Consider the following 15,863-nt stretch of genomic DNA (forward strand, 5'->3'; position numbering starts at 1 on the left):
TTATTATTGACTAGAGTCATGCTCTTCTCTGAACACGGAGCAAGCCCAGTTCCTGGCCCCCGGCTAATGGGAGCGACTTGGATCGAGAATACCTGGCTGAAGAGATCGCATCTCAGAGAAGACAACGGCACCGGGAACCATCTGAATCGCTCACCTGTTGAAGATGATGAGTTTTTCCCAGATGGACAATGGGAGTGGATCCGCTGTCTGCAAACTGAGTTATCCTGCCGCCAGAATTGCCTCCAACAAGGGATCCGCCCCAAAACGCACCACATCCGTACAGGGCCGTCCGGTCTCGGCTTCCACCCGGCGGATCTGCTCTAGGGCTGCTTCTTCCTCCCAGCCGAAGGTATTGAGGGCAACCCCCACCACGGGCGCGGGGGCAAAGGCCCCGGCAGCCGCTGCCACCTGCTCATACAGCTCGATCACTTTGGACAAGGGTGGGATGGGCACGTAGTCCATCCCCTTGATGTAGGTTTGGCCGGCGCGGTGTACCAGGATAAGGTGGGTGGGCTGGGATCCACGCAACAGAGGCAAGGTGGCCGTAGAGGCGGGGTTGAGCAGGGATCCCTGGCCTTCCAGGTGCAGAATGTCGTGGTCAGAGCCATAGCGCATGATCAGTTGCTCCACCGCCCCACTGGCATAGTCCACCCGCACCGCATCCAAAGGGATCCCCTCGCCGCCGATCAGGATCCCAGTTTGCCCGGTGGCCAAAAAGCGGGAGCGCAGGCCCCGTCTCAGGCTGGCCCGGTGCAGCTCCAAGCTGGTGGACATTTTGCCCACGCTCATGTCGGTGCCCACCGTCAACACCCGTTTACAGGGCAGGGTGCGGGCCAGGGCTTTCCCCACCGACAGGTTGGGGGGCTCGCGGCGAATATCCCAGATCCAGGCCCCCGGCTGCAACCACTGCCGAAACTGGGGATCCTCGGCCAAAGGCGTGTGCAGCCCATTCACCAGAGATAGGCCAGCTCGCAGGGCCAGGCCCAACTCCTCCCGCCAGGCTGGCGGCAACTGCCCCCCTGAAGGGGCAATCCCAATCACCAGAACTTCAGGCCGGTAGGCCAGCGCCTCCTCCACCGAGGCCACGATGGGGATGTCTTTGGCTATTCCGGTCAGATGGGCCAGGGATCCCCCCGCCTGCTCCCGGTCGATCACCGCCACCACCGGGAAGGAGCCGTAGCGCAGCAGCCCCAGCCCCGTTTTCCCATGCTCCCCCAGCAATCCCCCGTGGAGCAGGATGGCCACGCGACTTTCGCTGGACAGGGATCCTGGCTTTCCCATCATTCCTCCCTCAGCTCTACCCCCAAACCCGGTCGGTCGGTGGGGAGCAGGCAGCCGTCCTGCAGGATGGCCCCGGCAAAGGGATCGTCGATGAGGTTGAGGTGGCTATCCAAGTCCAGGTAATCCACCAGGGGAGCCAAGTGGGCTGCCGCCGTATTCCCCAGAGCTGTGTTGCTGTAGCAGCCCAACATCACCTGTAGGCCGTGGGCTTTGGCGGTGTGGATCATGCGCCAGGCTTCGCTGAGGCCTCCGCACTTCATCAGCTTAATGTTGATCCCGTGGACGCGATCCACCAGAGGGGGGATATCGCGGCTGTCCATACAGCTCTCATCCACAAAAATGGGCAGCTTCGACTCGTGCCAGAGGGTGATCAGCTTCGCTTCCTGCCCCCTCTCCAAAGGCTGCTCCAGGTAGCTCACCCCTTGCCCCGCCAGCCAGTTGCTCATGCTCAGGGTTTGCTCCACCGTCCAAGCGCCGTTGGCATCCACTGTAATCAGGGATCCCAGCGGGATCACCTCCTGCACGGCAATCAGCATGTTCTGATCCGCCATCAGCCCTGAGCCGCTGCCCAGCTTGATCTTAAAAGCCCGCGCTTGGGTCTGTTCCATCCAGGCCAAGGCGCGCTGGCGGGCCGCCTGCGGGGTGGAGATGCCGATCGTCATCGTCGTGGGCGGAATGCGGGAGCGATCCAGCCCCCACAACTGCCACAGGGGCCTCCCCAGCCGTTTGCCCATCCAATCGTGCAGGGCCATATCCACCGCTGCCCGCGCTGCCGAAGGGATCCCGGCCCGCAGCAGTTCTGCCTCGATTGGCTGTCGCTCCCAGGGGGAATGGCGGCGCAGGATCCCTTTGGCCACGTCCAAGCCCATCAGGATGTCGTCCAGAGACTGCTGGCAATCGTCGCTCACCGAAAAAGGGCAAGCCTCTCCCCACCCTTCAACTCCCTCCTCCTCAATTCGCACCCAAGCCAAGGTTGTCTCGCTGTGGGTACCTCGGCTGATGGTCAAGGCGTAGCGCTTGTGAACGGTGAAAGGTTCGACGTAGAGCCGCATGGGCATCTCCAGAAGAGGAAGCTTGGAGGGGCAATTGGGCCTGGGCCGCCCCTTTGAGCTTAGCTTGGTTCCCAGCCCAGCCTGCCCCCGTCCCCAAGCCCAGAAAACAAGTTATCCCTTGCCCCGTCCGCCGTCTATGGTGGGATCCAGATCCACCGTTCCCCATACCCTTGCCACCATGAATACCGCCGAACTGCTGGTTCGCTGCCTGGAAAATGAGGGGGTGCAGTACATCTTCGGCGTTCCTGGCGAAGAAAACCTGGAAGTCCTGCAAGCCCTGCGCCGCTCCTCAATTCGCTTTATCACCACCCGCCACGAACAGGGGGCCGCCTTCATGGCCGATGTCTATGGCCGGCTGACGGGCAGAGCGGGGGTGTGTCTCTCCACCTTGGGGCCGGGCGCCACCAACCTGATGACCGGAGTTGCCGATGCCAACCTGGATGGAGCACCCCTGGTGGCCATCACCGGCCAAGTCGGCACCGACCGCATGCACATCGAATCCCATCAATACCTGGATTTGGTGGCCATGTTTGCCCCCGTCACCAAGTGGAATGCCCAGATCGTGCGCCCCAGCATCACCCCGGAGATCGTGCGCAAGGCTTTCAAATTGGCCCAAACCGAGAAGCCCGGGGCCGTCCACATCGACTTGCCGGAAAACATCGCCGCCATGGAAGCCAGCGGCACTCCCTTGAGGAGAGATCGCCTGGACAAAACCTACGCCTCCTATCAAAGCCTGAACGAAGCGGCGTCCCTGATCTCCCGCGCCCGCAACCCCTTGATTTTAGCCGGCAATGGGGCCATTCGCGCCCAAGCCAGCAGCGCCCTCACGGAATTTGCCACCCGCCTGAATATTCCCGTCGCCAATACCTTCATGGGCAAAGGAGTGATCCCCTACACCCACCCCTTGTCCTTGTGGGCCGTTGGCCTACAGCAGCGGGATCTGGTCAGTTGTGGTTTCGACCGCACCGATCTGTTGATCGCCGTCGGCTACGACCTCATCGAGTACTCTCCCAAGAAATGGAACCCCGACGGCACCATCCCCATCGTTCACATCGCCGCCCTGCCGGCTGAAATCGACAGCAGCTACATCCCGCAAGTAGAGGTGGTGGGAGACATTTCCGACTCCCTGATGGAGATCCTGCGCCGCTGCGATCGCACGGGCAAGCCGGATCCCTATGGCCTCAGCCTGCGGCAGAACATCGTCCGCGAGTACACCTGCTATGCCCACGATCAGAGCTACCCGATCAAACCCCAGAAGCTGATCTACGACCTGCGCCAAGTCCTGGAACCCGAAGACATCGTCATCTCCGATGTCGGCGCCCACAAGATGTGGATGGCCCGCCTCTACCACTGTGACAAACCCAACACCTGTCTCATCTCCAACGGCTTTGCCGCCATGGGCATCGCCATTCCGGGGGCCTTGGCCGCCAAATTGGTGCATCCCGACCGGCGCATCGTGGCCGTAACTGGAGATGGAGGGTTCATGATGAACTGCCAAGAGCTGGAAACTGCCCTCAGGGTGGGCACCCCCTTTGTCACCCTCATCTTCAACGATGGCGGCTATGGGCTGATCGAGTGGAAGCAACACAATCAATACAACGAGGCTGCTTTCGTCAAGTTCGGCAATCCAGACTTCGTCAAGCTGGCGGAGAGCATGGGCCTCAAGGGCTACCGTGTCGAAAAGGCTGCCGAGCTGATCCCCATCCTGAAGCAGGCCCTCGAGCAGCCGGTGCCCACCCTCATCGACTGCCCTGTCGATTACAGCGAAAACCTTTACTTGACCCAGCGGTCGCAAGCGTTGGTCTGCGAGGCTTAGGGGACGAGATGGATGTGAATGCGAGATTTGAGCCGAGTTGGGGCATAGTAAGCCCAGGGTTGGCGGCCTCTGGGCAGTCCAGACTTATGTATCTTTACCGTTGACCCTTAGCAGCCGAGTGCAGTGAAATAGAGGCATTGTGGGTGACCCGCTAGCATGAACGATCTTCCTCCCCCTCCTTTTACCTCGCGCCGTGCCGGTGCTGCCAGCAAAGCTCTGGCCATCGCCAACGTCAGCATTACCCCCTTTGGCCGCAAGTTAAAGGAGCTGGGCTTTGCCGACGATAAGCAGATCCAGGACATCCAAAACGCCCTCAAAGCGGATCGAGAGGGCAACAGCAAGGCCCTGGCTCTGGTGGTCAAGGATATCGTGGGCAAAGAGATCACCCCTGACCTGGAGCGGGCTTACAAACGGCAGCAGCTCTTTGAACTGAAAATCATCTACGGGATCCCCTCCCTGGATGTCGACCTGGAGCCGGTGGAGATCTCCGAGATGATTGGGCTGATCGACTCGATCTTGCCCCTCGACATCTGCAACCGCTACAAGTTCTTGCCCATTCGCCGTCGAGACAATCAGGTGACGGTGGCGATGGTCAAGCCAGACAACCTGCAGGCACTGGACGACATTCAACGGCGCTTCCGCATCCAGGGGCTGAAGCTGCAGCGGCGGGTCTTCACCCAGCGGGATTTCGAGACCCTGATCAACCGCTACATGGATGCGCAGGCGGAGCTGCTGGCCATCAAGGGGATCAACGACGCGGCTGCTGCCCAACAGGAAGAAGAGGTGGTGGTCAACACTGCCGAAATCGATCTGGATGCTATTCTGGATGCTATTGAGGATGTGGCTGCCGATGAGGCCGGCGAGGAATCCCTGGAGCAGCAGGTCAAATCGGCAGATGATGCCCCGATTATTAAACTGTCCAACCAGATCCTGGTCAAGGCCCTGCAGGATGGGGCGTCCGACATCCACATCGAGCCACAAGAAGAATACCTGCGCATCCGCTTCCGCAAAGATGGGGTGTTGCGGCAGGCTTTTGAAAACTTTCCCAAGAAGATCGTCCCTGCCCTCACCGCTCGCTTCAAAATCATGTCCAATTTGAACATTGCCGAGCGGCGCATGCCCCAGGATGGGCGGATTCGGCGGGTCTTCAAGGGGCGCAAGGTGGACTTTCGGGTCAGCACCCTGCCCTCCCGCTATGGGGAAAAGATCGTGCTGCGGATCCTGGACAACTCCGCCACCCAACTGGGGCTGGACAAGCTGATCACCGACCCAGAGACCTTGGAAAGCTTCAAGGAGATTGTCAGGCGACCCTTTGGCCTAATCCTGGTAACTGGGCCAACGGGATCCGGGAAAACCACCACCCTCTACTCGGCCCTGGCGGAGGTGAACGACCCGGGCATCAACATCAGTACCGCCGAGGATCCCATTGAATACTCGCTGCCGGGGATCACTCAGGTGCAGGTGATCCGAGAAAAGGGCATGGACTTTGCCATGATCCTGCGGGCCTTCTTGCGGCAAGACCCGGATGTCATCCTGGTGGGGGAAACCCGCGACCACGAGACGGCCAAAACCGCCATCGAAGCCTCCCTCACGGGCCACTTGGTGTTGACCACGCTGCACACCAACGATGCCCCTGGCGCCATTGCCCGTCTGACGGAGATGGGGATCGAGCCATTTATGATCTCCAGCTCGTTGCTGGGGGTGTTGGCCCAGCGCTTGATGCGCCGGGTGTGTACCGAATGTCGGATCCCCTACCACCCCACGCCGGAGGAGCTGGCCCGCTATGGCCTTACCCTCAGTGGCGACGGCGAGCAGCTCACCTTCTACAAAGCCAACAAGCTCTCCCCCAAAGAAGTGGAGCAGCGCAAGGCCACCGGCAAGCCCATCTGCGAGAAGTGTGGGGGCGTGGGCTACAAAGGTCGGGTAGGGGTGTACGAGTTCATGCGCATGAACGACCGCCTTGCGGACTTGATCAACAAAGAGGCCCCCACGGAGGTGATCAAAGAAGCGGCGGTGGAAAGTGGCATGAAAACCCTGCTGGCCTACAGTTTGATGCTGGTGAAGCAGGGCCTCACCACGCTGGAGGAGGTGGATCGGGTGACCCTCACCGACAAGGGTCTGGAAAGCGAGCTGAAGGCCCGTGCCAAGGCTCTCAGCACCTGCCGCAACTGTGGCGCGGCCTTGCATGTGGACTGGATGGACTGCCCCTATTGCCTGACCCCGAAGTTTTAGGAAGTCGGCTTGGCACTTGACGATGTTGGGGTGCCGACTATAACAGTCCTATACAGTTGCCTTTCTCACATGGCTTTGGCCGGCGGCTCTTTTGATAGACAGTTCTACTCGCCTTTGGAGAACCCAACCCTATGCCCCAACTGATGATCGAAGACCTTATGGAAGCAATCGTCCAAAAGGGCGGTTCCGACATTCATATCTCGGCGGGTTTGCCCCCCTACTTCCGCATCAATGGTCACCTTGAGCCGACAGAGCATGAGCCTCTCTCGGCAGAGGAGGTGCAGCGGTTGATCTTCAGCATGCTGAACAACAACCAGCGCAAGCAGCTGGAGCAAAACTGGGAATTGGACTGCTCCTATGGGGTGCGGGGGATCGGGCGCTTCCGCGTGAACGTCTACCGCGATCGCGGCACCTATGCTTGCGCCATGCGGGCCCTGGCTTCTGAGATCCCCAACATCGACAAGCTGGGCCTGCCGGATGTGTGTAAGGAAGCAGCTCGCCTGCCGCGGGGCTTGGTGCTGGTAACCGGCCCAACGGGATCTGGCAAATCGACTACGCTGGCCTCCATGATCGACATGATCAACCGCGAACGGGCCGAGCACATCCTCACCATCGAGGATCCCATTGAGTATATCTACACCCCCATTCGCAGCATCATCCACCAGCGGCAACTGGGGGAAGACACCAAGAGTTTTGCCAATGCCCTGCGGGCAGCGATGCGGGAGGATCCGGATGTGATCCTGATTGGGGAGATGCGGGATCTGGAGACCATCCAGTTGGCCATTACCGCCGCCGAGACGGGCCACCTCTGCTTTGCCACGGTACACACCAGTTCTGCCGCCCAGACGGTGGATCGCTTGGTGGATGTGTTTCCGCCCGAGCAACAGCAGCAGATTCGCGTGCAGCTCTCCAACTCCCTCAAGGCCGTCTTCTCCCAAACTCTGGCCCGCCGCCTCAATCCCAAGCCAGGAGAGCCTGGACGGGTGCTGGTGCAGGAAATCATGGTGGTAACGCCGGCCATTGCCAACCTGATTCGGGAGGGCAAAACTGCCCAGATCTACTCGGCTATCCAGACGGGGGGCAAGCAGGGCATGAAAACGCTGGAGCAAGATCTGGCTAACCTTTACCTACAGGGCAAGATCGACTTCGATACGGCCATGTCTAAGACCTCTCGCCCCGAGGAGTTGCAACGGCTTTTGGGCAACGTTACCGGGCCCTCGCCAGCCGCGGCTGCCCAGCAACAGCGGCCACCAGCAGTTGCCGCCCGTCGCTAAACCTCGTTGCCACCAGGCAGTGCTGGGATCCCGGGGTGAGGGTTCATCGCCGATCTCTAGCCACTGCCTCAATTTGTGGCTAAGCTCTAGCTGAGAGATCGTTGATCGGCCCAAGGTTTGGGCTGGATCCCTTTTTGCACCTGCGAAACATTTAAAGCCATTTCGTTATTTAGAGCGATCTAGCCGGGGGTACAGCCATGCCGCGCTACAAGGTTCGGGGGTTAAAGGCCGGTCAGCCGGTACGCCTGACGGTGGTGGCCAACAGCTTGACCGAAGTTCGTGCACGGCTGCGCCGAGACGGGATTTTTGCCAAACAGGAAGACATTCAGGAGGAGAAACCCTTCTTTTCCTTGGATACGTCTTTCGATTTCTCAATGCTGGGATCCATCGACATTCGCGACAAGGCAGTGTTCTCCCGGCAATTTGCTGCCTTGATCAACGCCGGCGTGTCGATGGTGCGCTCTCTCACCATCATGGAGGAGCAAACCGGCAACCCCAAACTCAAAAAGTACCTGCGGGCTATCCGAGCGGAGGTGGAGGCGGGGAAAAACCTCTCCGACTCCATCCGCCCTTATCCCGACGCCTTCGACGGCCTCTACTGCAGCATGGTGCAGGCGGGGGAGGTGGGCGGCGTGCTGGACGAAGTGCTCAACCGCCTGGCCAAGCTGCTGGAGGACATGGATCGCCTGCAGAAGCAGATCAAGTCAGCCATGACCTACCCGGTGGTGGTGACGATCTTAGCTGTCTTGATTTTCTTGGGCATGGTGCTGTTCATCTTGCCCACGTTTGAGAGCATCTACAACGACTTGGGTGGGGAGCTGCCCGGCTTTACCCAGTTTTTCATCAACATCAGCAAGTTCCTGCGCACGCCCCAGTACAGCTTGGGGCTGGTGGGCTTTCTAGGGGCCGTCTATTTTGCTTTCCGGCGCTTTTACCGCACCCCTGCCGGCAAGGAGACCATCGACGCGCTGGCCCTCAAGCTCCCTATCTTCGGGGATCTGATCCAGAAGTCGGCGGTGGCTCGCTTCTGCCGCACCTTTGGCGCTCTCACCCGCTCCGGGGTGCCGGTGCTGACTTCCTTGGAAATTGTGCGCGACACCTCCGGCAACCAGGTGGTGGCCAACGCCATTGACGCCGCCCGCCAATCCATCTCAGAGGGAGGGCAGATTGCCCCTGCTCTGGGCAAGGCCAAGGTCTTCCCAGTCATGGCCATTCAGATGATCAGCGTGGGGGAAGAGACAGGGGAGCTGGACGCGATGCTGATGAAGACGGCGGATTTCTACGAGCTGGAGGTGGAGGAGGCGGTACGCGCCCTCACCAGCCTGCTGGAGCCGTTGATGATCGTGATCCTGGGCGGTATGGTGGGCTGCATTATCGTGGCCATGTACCTGCCCATGTTCAACGTCTTCGAGCTGGTGAAGTAGTGGATTGGGCTGACCCTTGAACCCCCAGGGCGGCCAGGGCACAGGGTAGGAGCAACAAAGGAAAGGGATCCCATGCTGAGGCGATGGTTAGCGGCCCTGGTGCTGTTGTTGGGGGTGGGGCTGGCAGTTTTGCTTTCCGAACAGCCGACGGGATCCCTGGCGGGACGGGTGGAGCTGCCGGCAGGGGTAGCTCTGGAGAGCGTCCGGGTGATCGCCGCCGGCCCGGCCACGCGCAGCGCCAGCTTGGCCTCAGATGGCGAATATCGCTTGGATCGATTGCCTGTTGGGGAATACCAGGTGACGGTGCAGGGATCCGGCCTGGAAAAGGTGGGCAGCCAGAGATCCGTTCTGGTGCGGGAGGGGGCAACGGTTCGGATCCCCACCTTGCGCCCTCAGCTTGTCCCCCCCGGTCTCTATCTCTACAGCACCAGCCAGGTGTTTACGACCGCAGAACCGGCGCGGCTGCAGTGGCGGGCCACCAGCCTGGGCTCGGTGCAGCTCAGCCTCTATCGCTTTTCCCTGACAGAGCTGCAGGGATCCCCTCTCTTGCGGGATTTGGCGGATGCTGACTATGGCTCCCTGGATCCGGCTCTGTATCCCACCCTGCGGCGGGAGCTTGTGCGCAGTTGGCAGCAGCCGGTGCCACGACGAGCGGGAGAGGGGTGGACAGCCCAAACCTTGGAGCTGGGGATCCTGCCGCCGGGGGCCTACTGGGTGGAGGCGGAGGGCCGGGAGCCGCTGAATGCGGCTGCACCCTTGCCCCGTTTCGACCATTGGTTTTTGGTGAGCGATCTCGGCCTCATCCAGAAGAAGGATGCCAGCCAGTTGGTGGTGCAGGCGGTGCACCTGCGGGAGCTGCGTCCCCTGGCCGGGATCCAGATCCAAGTTTTCGGGGAGTGGGGGGATCCCCTGACGGCCACCACCGATGCAGAGGGGCTGGCCCGCTTTGGCCTGCCGGCGAGAGAGGGTTCTTCCCTGGTGGTCTATGGCCGCAGTGCCGACAACACCCTGCAGGCTTTGTCCCGCAGCTACGCCTATGGCTGGAACCAGCCCCACCGGATCTACGCCTACACGGATCGTCCCCTCTACCGTCCTGGCCAAACCGTCTATTTCCGCGCCCTGGTGCGAGAGCAAACCCGCCTCACGCCGCCCCCCCCAGGACAAGCAGTGCAACTGACCCTTACGGCCCCCAACGGGGATGTGTTGAGCGAACAAACCCTGGCCACCAATGCTTTTGGCAGTGTCCATGGGGAGTTTCAACTGCCAGAAGAAGCGTCCCTGGGCAGCTACGGCCTGAAGTGGCAGGTGTCAGGGCCGCAGGGATCCAGCGGCGAATACACCTCTTTTCAGGTGGAAGCCTACCGCAAGCCGGAGTTTGAGGTGGCGGTGGTGCCCGACCGACCTTGGCTGGTGCGGGGGGGATCCCTGAAGGTGCAGGTGGAGGCCGAGTATCTTTTCGGCGCGCCGGTGGCCGCTGCCCAGCTCCGCTACCGAGTTTACAGCAGCCCCGACTGGAGCCTGCGCTATGGGCTGTTGCCCCGTTCTGCCGAGGAAGACTATTTCGCCGACGACCTGGGAGAGGAGCAGGGCTACTACGGCGGCTACGGCCAGTTGGTGGCGGAAGGGGAAGGGGTGACGGATGCCCAAGGGCGGGCGGAGTTTCGCCTGGATCGCCTGCTGCAGGATCTCAACTGGGAAGAAGACAGCTACTGGGGCCCCCAAGAGGTGCAGCAGTTGCGCATCGAGGTGGAGGTGACCGACATCAGCCGTCGCACCGTGACCGGAACGGCGCGGGCCTGGGTAACAGCTGGCGAATTTGCCCTCTTTGCCGAGGCCGACCGCCACCTGCCCGCTCCGGGGGATACCCTCACCTACCGGCTGCAAGCCCGCGATTACGATGGCCGCCCCGTCAGCGCCACCGGAGAGCTGAGCCTGGAGCGCTGGCGCTGGGATCCCAAGAGCAACACCTACCAACGGCAAGGTACCCTGCTGCGGCAGCCTTTTCAGATTGTCAACGGGGAAGGCAGCCTCGACCTCCACCTGCCCGCCGACCTGGAGCCGGGAGACTACCGGGTGCGGTTGACGGCATGGGATCCCCGCCGTCAAAGTGCTCCGCACCGCTGGCGCGAACGGGTGCAGGAGGTGGACTATCTCTGGGTGGTGGAGCCGGGCAGCCCCCTACAAAGTTGGGGATCCCTGCCCAGCCTGGAAGTGGTGGCGGATCGGCAGATCTACCAGGTGGGGGAAGAGGCCCAGATCCTGATAGTCTCGCCGCTGCCGGATGTGGCGGTGCTGGTGGGCATTGAGGGATCCCGGCTGCACCAGGTGCAGGTGCTGCGTCTCCAGGGGCATACGGCCACGCTGCGGCTGCCCATCCGCGGCGACTATCGTCCCAATCTCTACGTCACTGCCACTGCCATCGGCCCAGAGCGGCGGCTGTACCGAAGCGAGGCCCTGCTGCGGGTCTCCCCCTTGGATCGCTTTTTGCAGGTGGAGCTGCAAACCGATAAACCCACCTATCGACCGGGCGAGACCGCCCAAATCCAAATCCGCACCCGCGATGCCCAAGGGCAGCCGGTGAGCGCCGAGGTGGGCCTAGGGATTGTGGACAATGCCCTCTACCTATTGCGACCCGACTTCACCCTGGATATTCGCCGCTTCTTCTATGGGCGCCAGTACAACCAAGTTACCACCACTACCTCTTTCCCTCAGCAATATCCCGGCGGTGCTGACAAGCTGGCCGGCCAAGTGCGGGAGGACTTTCGCGATACCGCCGCCTGGTTCCCGGATCTGGTCACCAATGCCGATGGCCTGGCTCAGGTACAGGTGCGTTGGCCCGACAACCTGACCACCTGGCGCTTGACCGCCCGCGCCGCCACTGCCGACACCCAGGTGGGATCCGCTCTTGCCACAGTCTCGGTTAGCAAAGACCTGTTGGTGCGCTTGGCCGCTCCCCGCTTTTTCCGGGTGGGGGATCAGCTCACCTTGGCGGCCATTGTGCAAAACCGCACGGGTCAAGCCCAAGCGGTGGAGGTGCGGCTGGAAGTTCCTGTTCCTGCCGGTGGGATCTTGAAATTGCAAGGCCCGGAACGACAACGCCTCACCGTGCCGGCCCAAGGAGCGGGGCGGGTGGAATGGCCTCTCCAGGTTCTGGGGGCCGGAGATACCTCTCTGCGGGTCTGGGCGGAAGGGAATGGGCTGAAAGATGCATTGCAACTGCGGATCCCCAGCCAGCCTTTCGGCGCTGTGCAACGGTTCTCCCAGGTGGGTCGGGTGCAGGAGGGCAGCCTTGACTTATCGCTGGATTGGCCCGCCACCTGGGTGCCGGGATCCCGGCAGCTTCACCTGGAACTGGCCGCTAGCCCGGCAGCAACCCTGCTGGAGCCGCTGGATTACCTGGTGGAGTTCCCCTACGGCTGCACCGAGCAAACCCTGAGTCGCTTCTTGCCCGCCCTAGCCGTCACCCAAGTCAGCAAGCAGTTGGGCTTGAACCTGCGCTCGCAAACCCTGGAGCGGCTGCCCCAGGTGCTTCGATCGGGCTTGCAGCGACTGGAGGGATCCCAGAACTTCGATGGGGGCTGGGGCTGGTGGGCCCATGACCGGAGCAACCCCTATCTGACCGGATACATCCTGCAGGGGTATCACCTTGCCCAAGCTGCTGGCTATGCCCTCAAAGAGTGGCGGGTGCGGCAGGCCTTGGACTATCTGGCCGCTCAGGACTATCTGGCCGCTCAACTGGCCCAGCCACAAGCCCTCTCCCCGGATCTACAGGCTTTTGTCGCCTACAGCCTGGCCCTCTGGGATCCCGCCTTGGTGACTGCCGACCTGCCGCCGCCGGAGCGGCTCTCCACCTTTGGCCTGGCCTACCGAGGGCTGGCCGCCCTGCAACTGGGCCAGAGGGATCTTGCCCAGGCAGCCCTGGATGAGGTTCTGGAGCGGCGGCAACAGGATCCCCAAGGGCGCTGGTTTATCCCGGCTGCCTCTTCCTTGGCAACCCACGAGCGCTCCACCTACGACGACATGGAGGTGGCCGGCCCGCTTTTGCAATTGGCCGTTCGCTTGCAGGATGACCGGGCTGCCCAGATTGCCGAGGCCCTTCTCCAGCAGCGGCAAAACAACCGCTGGCGCACCACCAAAGCCACCGCCGATGCTCTCCTCGGCCTATCTGCCTACTACCAGGCCCAGCAGCAGCAGCTTCCCGGCCCCGGCGAGGTGCGGGTGTTGGATGGGACAACTGGATCCCTTCTTGATCGCTGGCAGGCCGGCCCTGCGGATCCCCGCTATGGGTTGGATTGGGCCGATGCAGAAGTGGGGAACCTGAGCAGCCTGCGCCTGGAAAAGTCCGGCCCCGCCCCCCTTTACTACAGCTTGAGGGGAGAAGCCTTCGTCCCCAACCCTCTGCCCTCTCAAGCCCAAGGCTTTGCGGTGAGCCGCAGCTACTTCCGCCTACAGCCCCAGCTCCAACCCAACGGGGAGATCCGCTACCGAGAGCAGCCGCTGCGCCCTGGCGACACAGTAAGGGCCGGAGAAATCCTCCTGGCCCGGTTGACGGTGGAAGCCGAGCGGGACAGCCACTACGTGGTGGTCGAGGATCCCCTGCCCAGCGGCGCCGAGATCACCTCCCAGGATCCGCGAGAGTTCACCGGCTTGGCCCCAGACTACTGGTGGGACTGGTTTTGGACCCGCCAAGAGAATCGGGATGACCGCGTGGCCTTTTTCAGCACCGAGCTCAAGCAGGGTCGCCATGAGTTTGTCTATCTCTTCCGTCCGGAGATCCCCGGCCAATTCCAGGTGGCTCCTGCCTTGGCAGAAGAAATGTACGATCCCAGCCGCTATGGCCGCAGCGCCGCTTACTCCCTCGAAGTTCTCCCTTGAATGCCTCGAACCTGCCCACTTGGCCAGAAACAAAGTAACCAGTTGCGTCAGTGTGGCCCAAGGGCTGACGCAATGAGCAGCTGCGCATGGCTGGGCCGCCCCCAAAGCACCTGCTCCTGTTTGTAAACGACCATGCCGGGCGGGGATCCCTTGGGTTTGAACACCAGTTTCGGGCGAGTGTAGACTACCGGCACCTGTTCGCTGAGGCGACCGCGGCTGAAATGGGCCGCCAAATCAGCAGCCGCCTGCAGATCTTCGCTTTCTGCTACAGCCCCGGGGGGCAAGCGCAGCAGCACATGACTGCCGGGGATCTCTTGGGCATGAAACCACCAATCGTGTTCCTGAGCCACGCGAAAGGTGAGCTGATCATTTTGCAGGTTGTTGCGCCCCACCCAAATGGAGAAGCCACTGGGGCTGGTAAAGCGGTGGGGGTTGAAGGTTGCCGGTGAGGCATGTTTTGAGCTCGCCCGCAGAGACTCTGTCCCGCTGTTGCGAGTGGGACTCTCCAAGTAGCGCTGTTCAATCAGCTCGGTCTCAATTTCCTTGAGGGTGGTCAAGTCTTGGGGATCCCGATAGGTTTCCAGCTGCTGTAGAGACGCTTCCACCTGCTCGAGGTAGAGGATCTCTTGGCCAAGCGCCTCTTGTAGGGGCCGGATAGCATCCTGGGCCCGTTTTTGTTTGCGGTGCTTGCGGTAGTAGGCTTGGGCATTGAGAATGGCATTTTTTTCGGGGTCGAGAGGGATCTTGACCGTCTGGCCGCTGGCAAAATCCGGCAGCTCGATGTGATGCAACCCTGGCCGCCAGAGGTGGAGGTGGGCCATCAACAAGTCGGCAGCCTGCTTGGAGGCTTCCGCTTGGGTGGAGTCGGCCAGCATCGCCTCAAATTGCTCTCGCCGCTGATGGAGCTTTTTCAGCAGGGTGGATACCTTTTGCAGCAGGCGGTGGCGCTCTCGCTCAAACTGTTCGCGGTTAAGCTGAGCCTGGTAGTAGCCTTCCAGAAGTTGGTGCAGATTGAGTCGAGAAGGTTGTTGCAGGGACTCCGTCCCGCTAACGGGAACGGCACCGCTTGCCCAGCCGAGAACGGTGTATCCCTGGGGAGTTGGGGCCGGGTCAAACTGGCCGGTTTCCAGACGGGTTAACCAGTCTTGCCACCTGGCAAACAGTGCCTGCCAATCGCGGGCAGAGAGGTGATCGGTGGAGGTTTGCGGCGGGATCCCAGCCTGATGGCACATCGCTTCCACCAAATGCCGACTGAGGCCGCGATAACAGCGCAACAGCCGTTGGCCGATGGGGCCGGGGATCAGGGCGACGCGCTCTTGCCAGCAGGAGAAGGGCTCGGATCGCTGCGGGATCGGATCGGTTAGGGCCGGAGGAGCCTCGTAGGGCAGGCCCGGCTGCACTGGACGGATTCGCGATTGGCGCTCGCTTACCCCATGGCCACTGGCCAAGATCATGCCCGCCTCGTCCACCAAAATGGCATTGCTGTGCTTGCCCATCACCTCCAGGTAGAGATGGCGATAAGGGGGATCCCCGGGCCGAGGGGCAAAGCGCAAGTCAATCACCCGTTCCCAATCCTCCAGCAGAGCCAGCTCCGTCAGAGCCAAACCCTTCAGGTGCCGTTGGAGGAACTGGCTAAATTGAAAGCCATCCGGCTCTTTGGGAGGAGGCTGACAGAGGTGGAGACGGGCCGCCTGAGGATGCCAGCACAACAGCAAGCAGGGGCGGGCAGTGAGGGTGCGCAAGCCAATGACCACCGTCCACAGATCGGTCTGTTGGATCCATTCCACGCGGGCAGGCAACACTGGATCCCGACCTGTCTTAGCCTGGGTTAGATCGGCGAGCACAGCACGCAGGGTGGTTAAATCAACCGGCTGCATCCCTGTTGCTGATACATTTACGCTGAACACTG

8 protein-coding genes are annotated in these 15,863 nt (G+C 61.6%); 5 read left to right on the forward strand and 3 right to left on the reverse strand.

All coding sequences use genetic code 11. The annotated features are described in order from the left end of the window. Positions 1-219: 219 nt before the first annotated feature. The gene (locus tag NW818_RS01550; RefSeq protein WP_414390239.1) at positions 220-1,281 is read right to left on the reverse strand and encodes a DUF1611 domain-containing protein; all 1,062 of its coding nucleotides are present in this window, start codon (positions 1,279-1,281) and stop codon (positions 220-222) included. Beyond that, positions 1,281-2,333 carry a dipeptide epimerase gene (locus tag NW818_RS01555; protein WP_414423645.1) on the reverse strand — a complete coding sequence of 351 codons (1,053 nt, stop codon included), beginning with the start codon at positions 2,331-2,333 and terminating at the stop codon, positions 1,281-1,283. Before NW818_RS01555 ends, NW818_RS01550 begins: the two co-directional genes overlap by 1 nt. A gap of 178 nt (positions 2,334-2,511) precedes the next feature. Between NW818_RS01555 and NW818_RS01560 the strand changes: the two genes are divergently transcribed. The 5 genes from NW818_RS01560 to NW818_RS01580 all read left to right on the forward strand — a co-directional run bounded on the left by NW818_RS01560 (position 2,512) and on the right by NW818_RS01580 (position 13,954). Next, positions 2,512-4,149: an acetolactate synthase large subunit gene (locus tag NW818_RS01560; protein ID WP_414423649.1), complete on the forward strand. Its 1,638-nt coding sequence runs from the start codon at positions 2,512-2,514 to the stop codon at positions 4,147-4,149. 156 nt (positions 4,150-4,305) lie between these two features. After that, the gene (locus NW818_RS01565; protein ID WP_414423646.1) at positions 4,306-6,381 is read left to right on the forward strand and encodes a GspE/PulE family protein; all 2,076 of its coding nucleotides are present in this window, start codon (positions 4,306-4,308) and stop codon (positions 6,379-6,381) included. 131 nt (positions 6,382-6,512) lie between these two features. Continuing rightward, positions 6,513-7,655 (forward strand): type IV pilus twitching motility protein PilT, encoded by a 1,143-nt coding sequence (locus NW818_RS01570; protein WP_414383847.1) that lies wholly within the window; start codon positions 6,513-6,515, stop codon positions 7,653-7,655. Positions 7,656-7,852: 197 nt separating this feature from the next. Continuing rightward, entirely contained in the window at positions 7,853-9,079 is a 1,227-nt protein-coding gene (locus NW818_RS01575; RefSeq protein ID WP_414423647.1) for a type II secretion system F family protein, read from the forward strand. Between the two features lie 72 nt (positions 9,080-9,151). Continuing rightward, positions 9,152-13,954, forward strand: a complete 4,803-nt coding sequence (locus NW818_RS01580; RefSeq protein WP_414423648.1) for an alpha-2-macroglobulin family protein — start codon at positions 9,152-9,154, stop codon at positions 13,952-13,954. Positions 13,955-14,001: 47 nt separating this feature from the next. Here NW818_RS01580 and NW818_RS01585 read toward each other — a convergent pair whose 3' ends face one another. Further along, positions 14,002-15,831, reverse strand: coding sequence for an NFACT family protein (locus NW818_RS01585; RefSeq protein ID WP_414423650.1), 1,830 nt, complete (start codon positions 15,829-15,831; stop codon positions 14,002-14,004). Positions 15,832-15,863 lie beyond the last annotated feature (32 nt).

The organism is Synechococcus sp. R6-5 (genome assembly GCF_047461775.1).
Classification (GTDB): domain Bacteria; phylum Cyanobacteriota; class Cyanobacteriia; order Thermostichales; family Thermostichaceae; genus Thermostichus.

Bases quoted from the DNA above. Each gene is read 5' to 3' on its own strand.
- NW818_RS01570 (WP_414383847.1), top strand. From the start codon at position 6,513: ATGCCCCAACTGATGATCGAAGACCTTATGGAAGCAATCGTCCAAAAG.
- NW818_RS01550 (WP_414390239.1), bottom strand. From the start codon at position 1,281: ATGGGAAAGCCAGGATCCCTGTCCAGCGAAAGTCGCGTGGCCATCCTG.
- NW818_RS01585 (WP_414423650.1), bottom strand. From the start codon at position 15,831: ATGCAGCCGGTTGATTTAACCACCCTGCGTGCTGTGCTCGCCGATCTA.
- NW818_RS01575 (WP_414423647.1), top strand. From the start codon at position 7,853: ATGCCGCGCTACAAGGTTCGGGGGTTAAAGGCCGGTCAGCCGGTACGC.
- NW818_RS01565 (WP_414423646.1), top strand. From the start codon at position 4,306: ATGAACGATCTTCCTCCCCCTCCTTTTACCTCGCGCCGTGCCGGTGCT.
- NW818_RS01560 (WP_414423649.1), top strand. From the start codon at position 2,512: ATGAATACCGCCGAACTGCTGGTTCGCTGCCTGGAAAATGAGGGGGTG.
- NW818_RS01580 (WP_414423648.1), top strand. From the start codon at position 9,152: ATGCTGAGGCGATGGTTAGCGGCCCTGGTGCTGTTGTTGGGGGTGGGG.
- NW818_RS01555 (WP_414423645.1), bottom strand. From the start codon at position 2,333: ATGCGGCTCTACGTCGAACCTTTCACCGTTCACAAGCGCTACGCCTTG.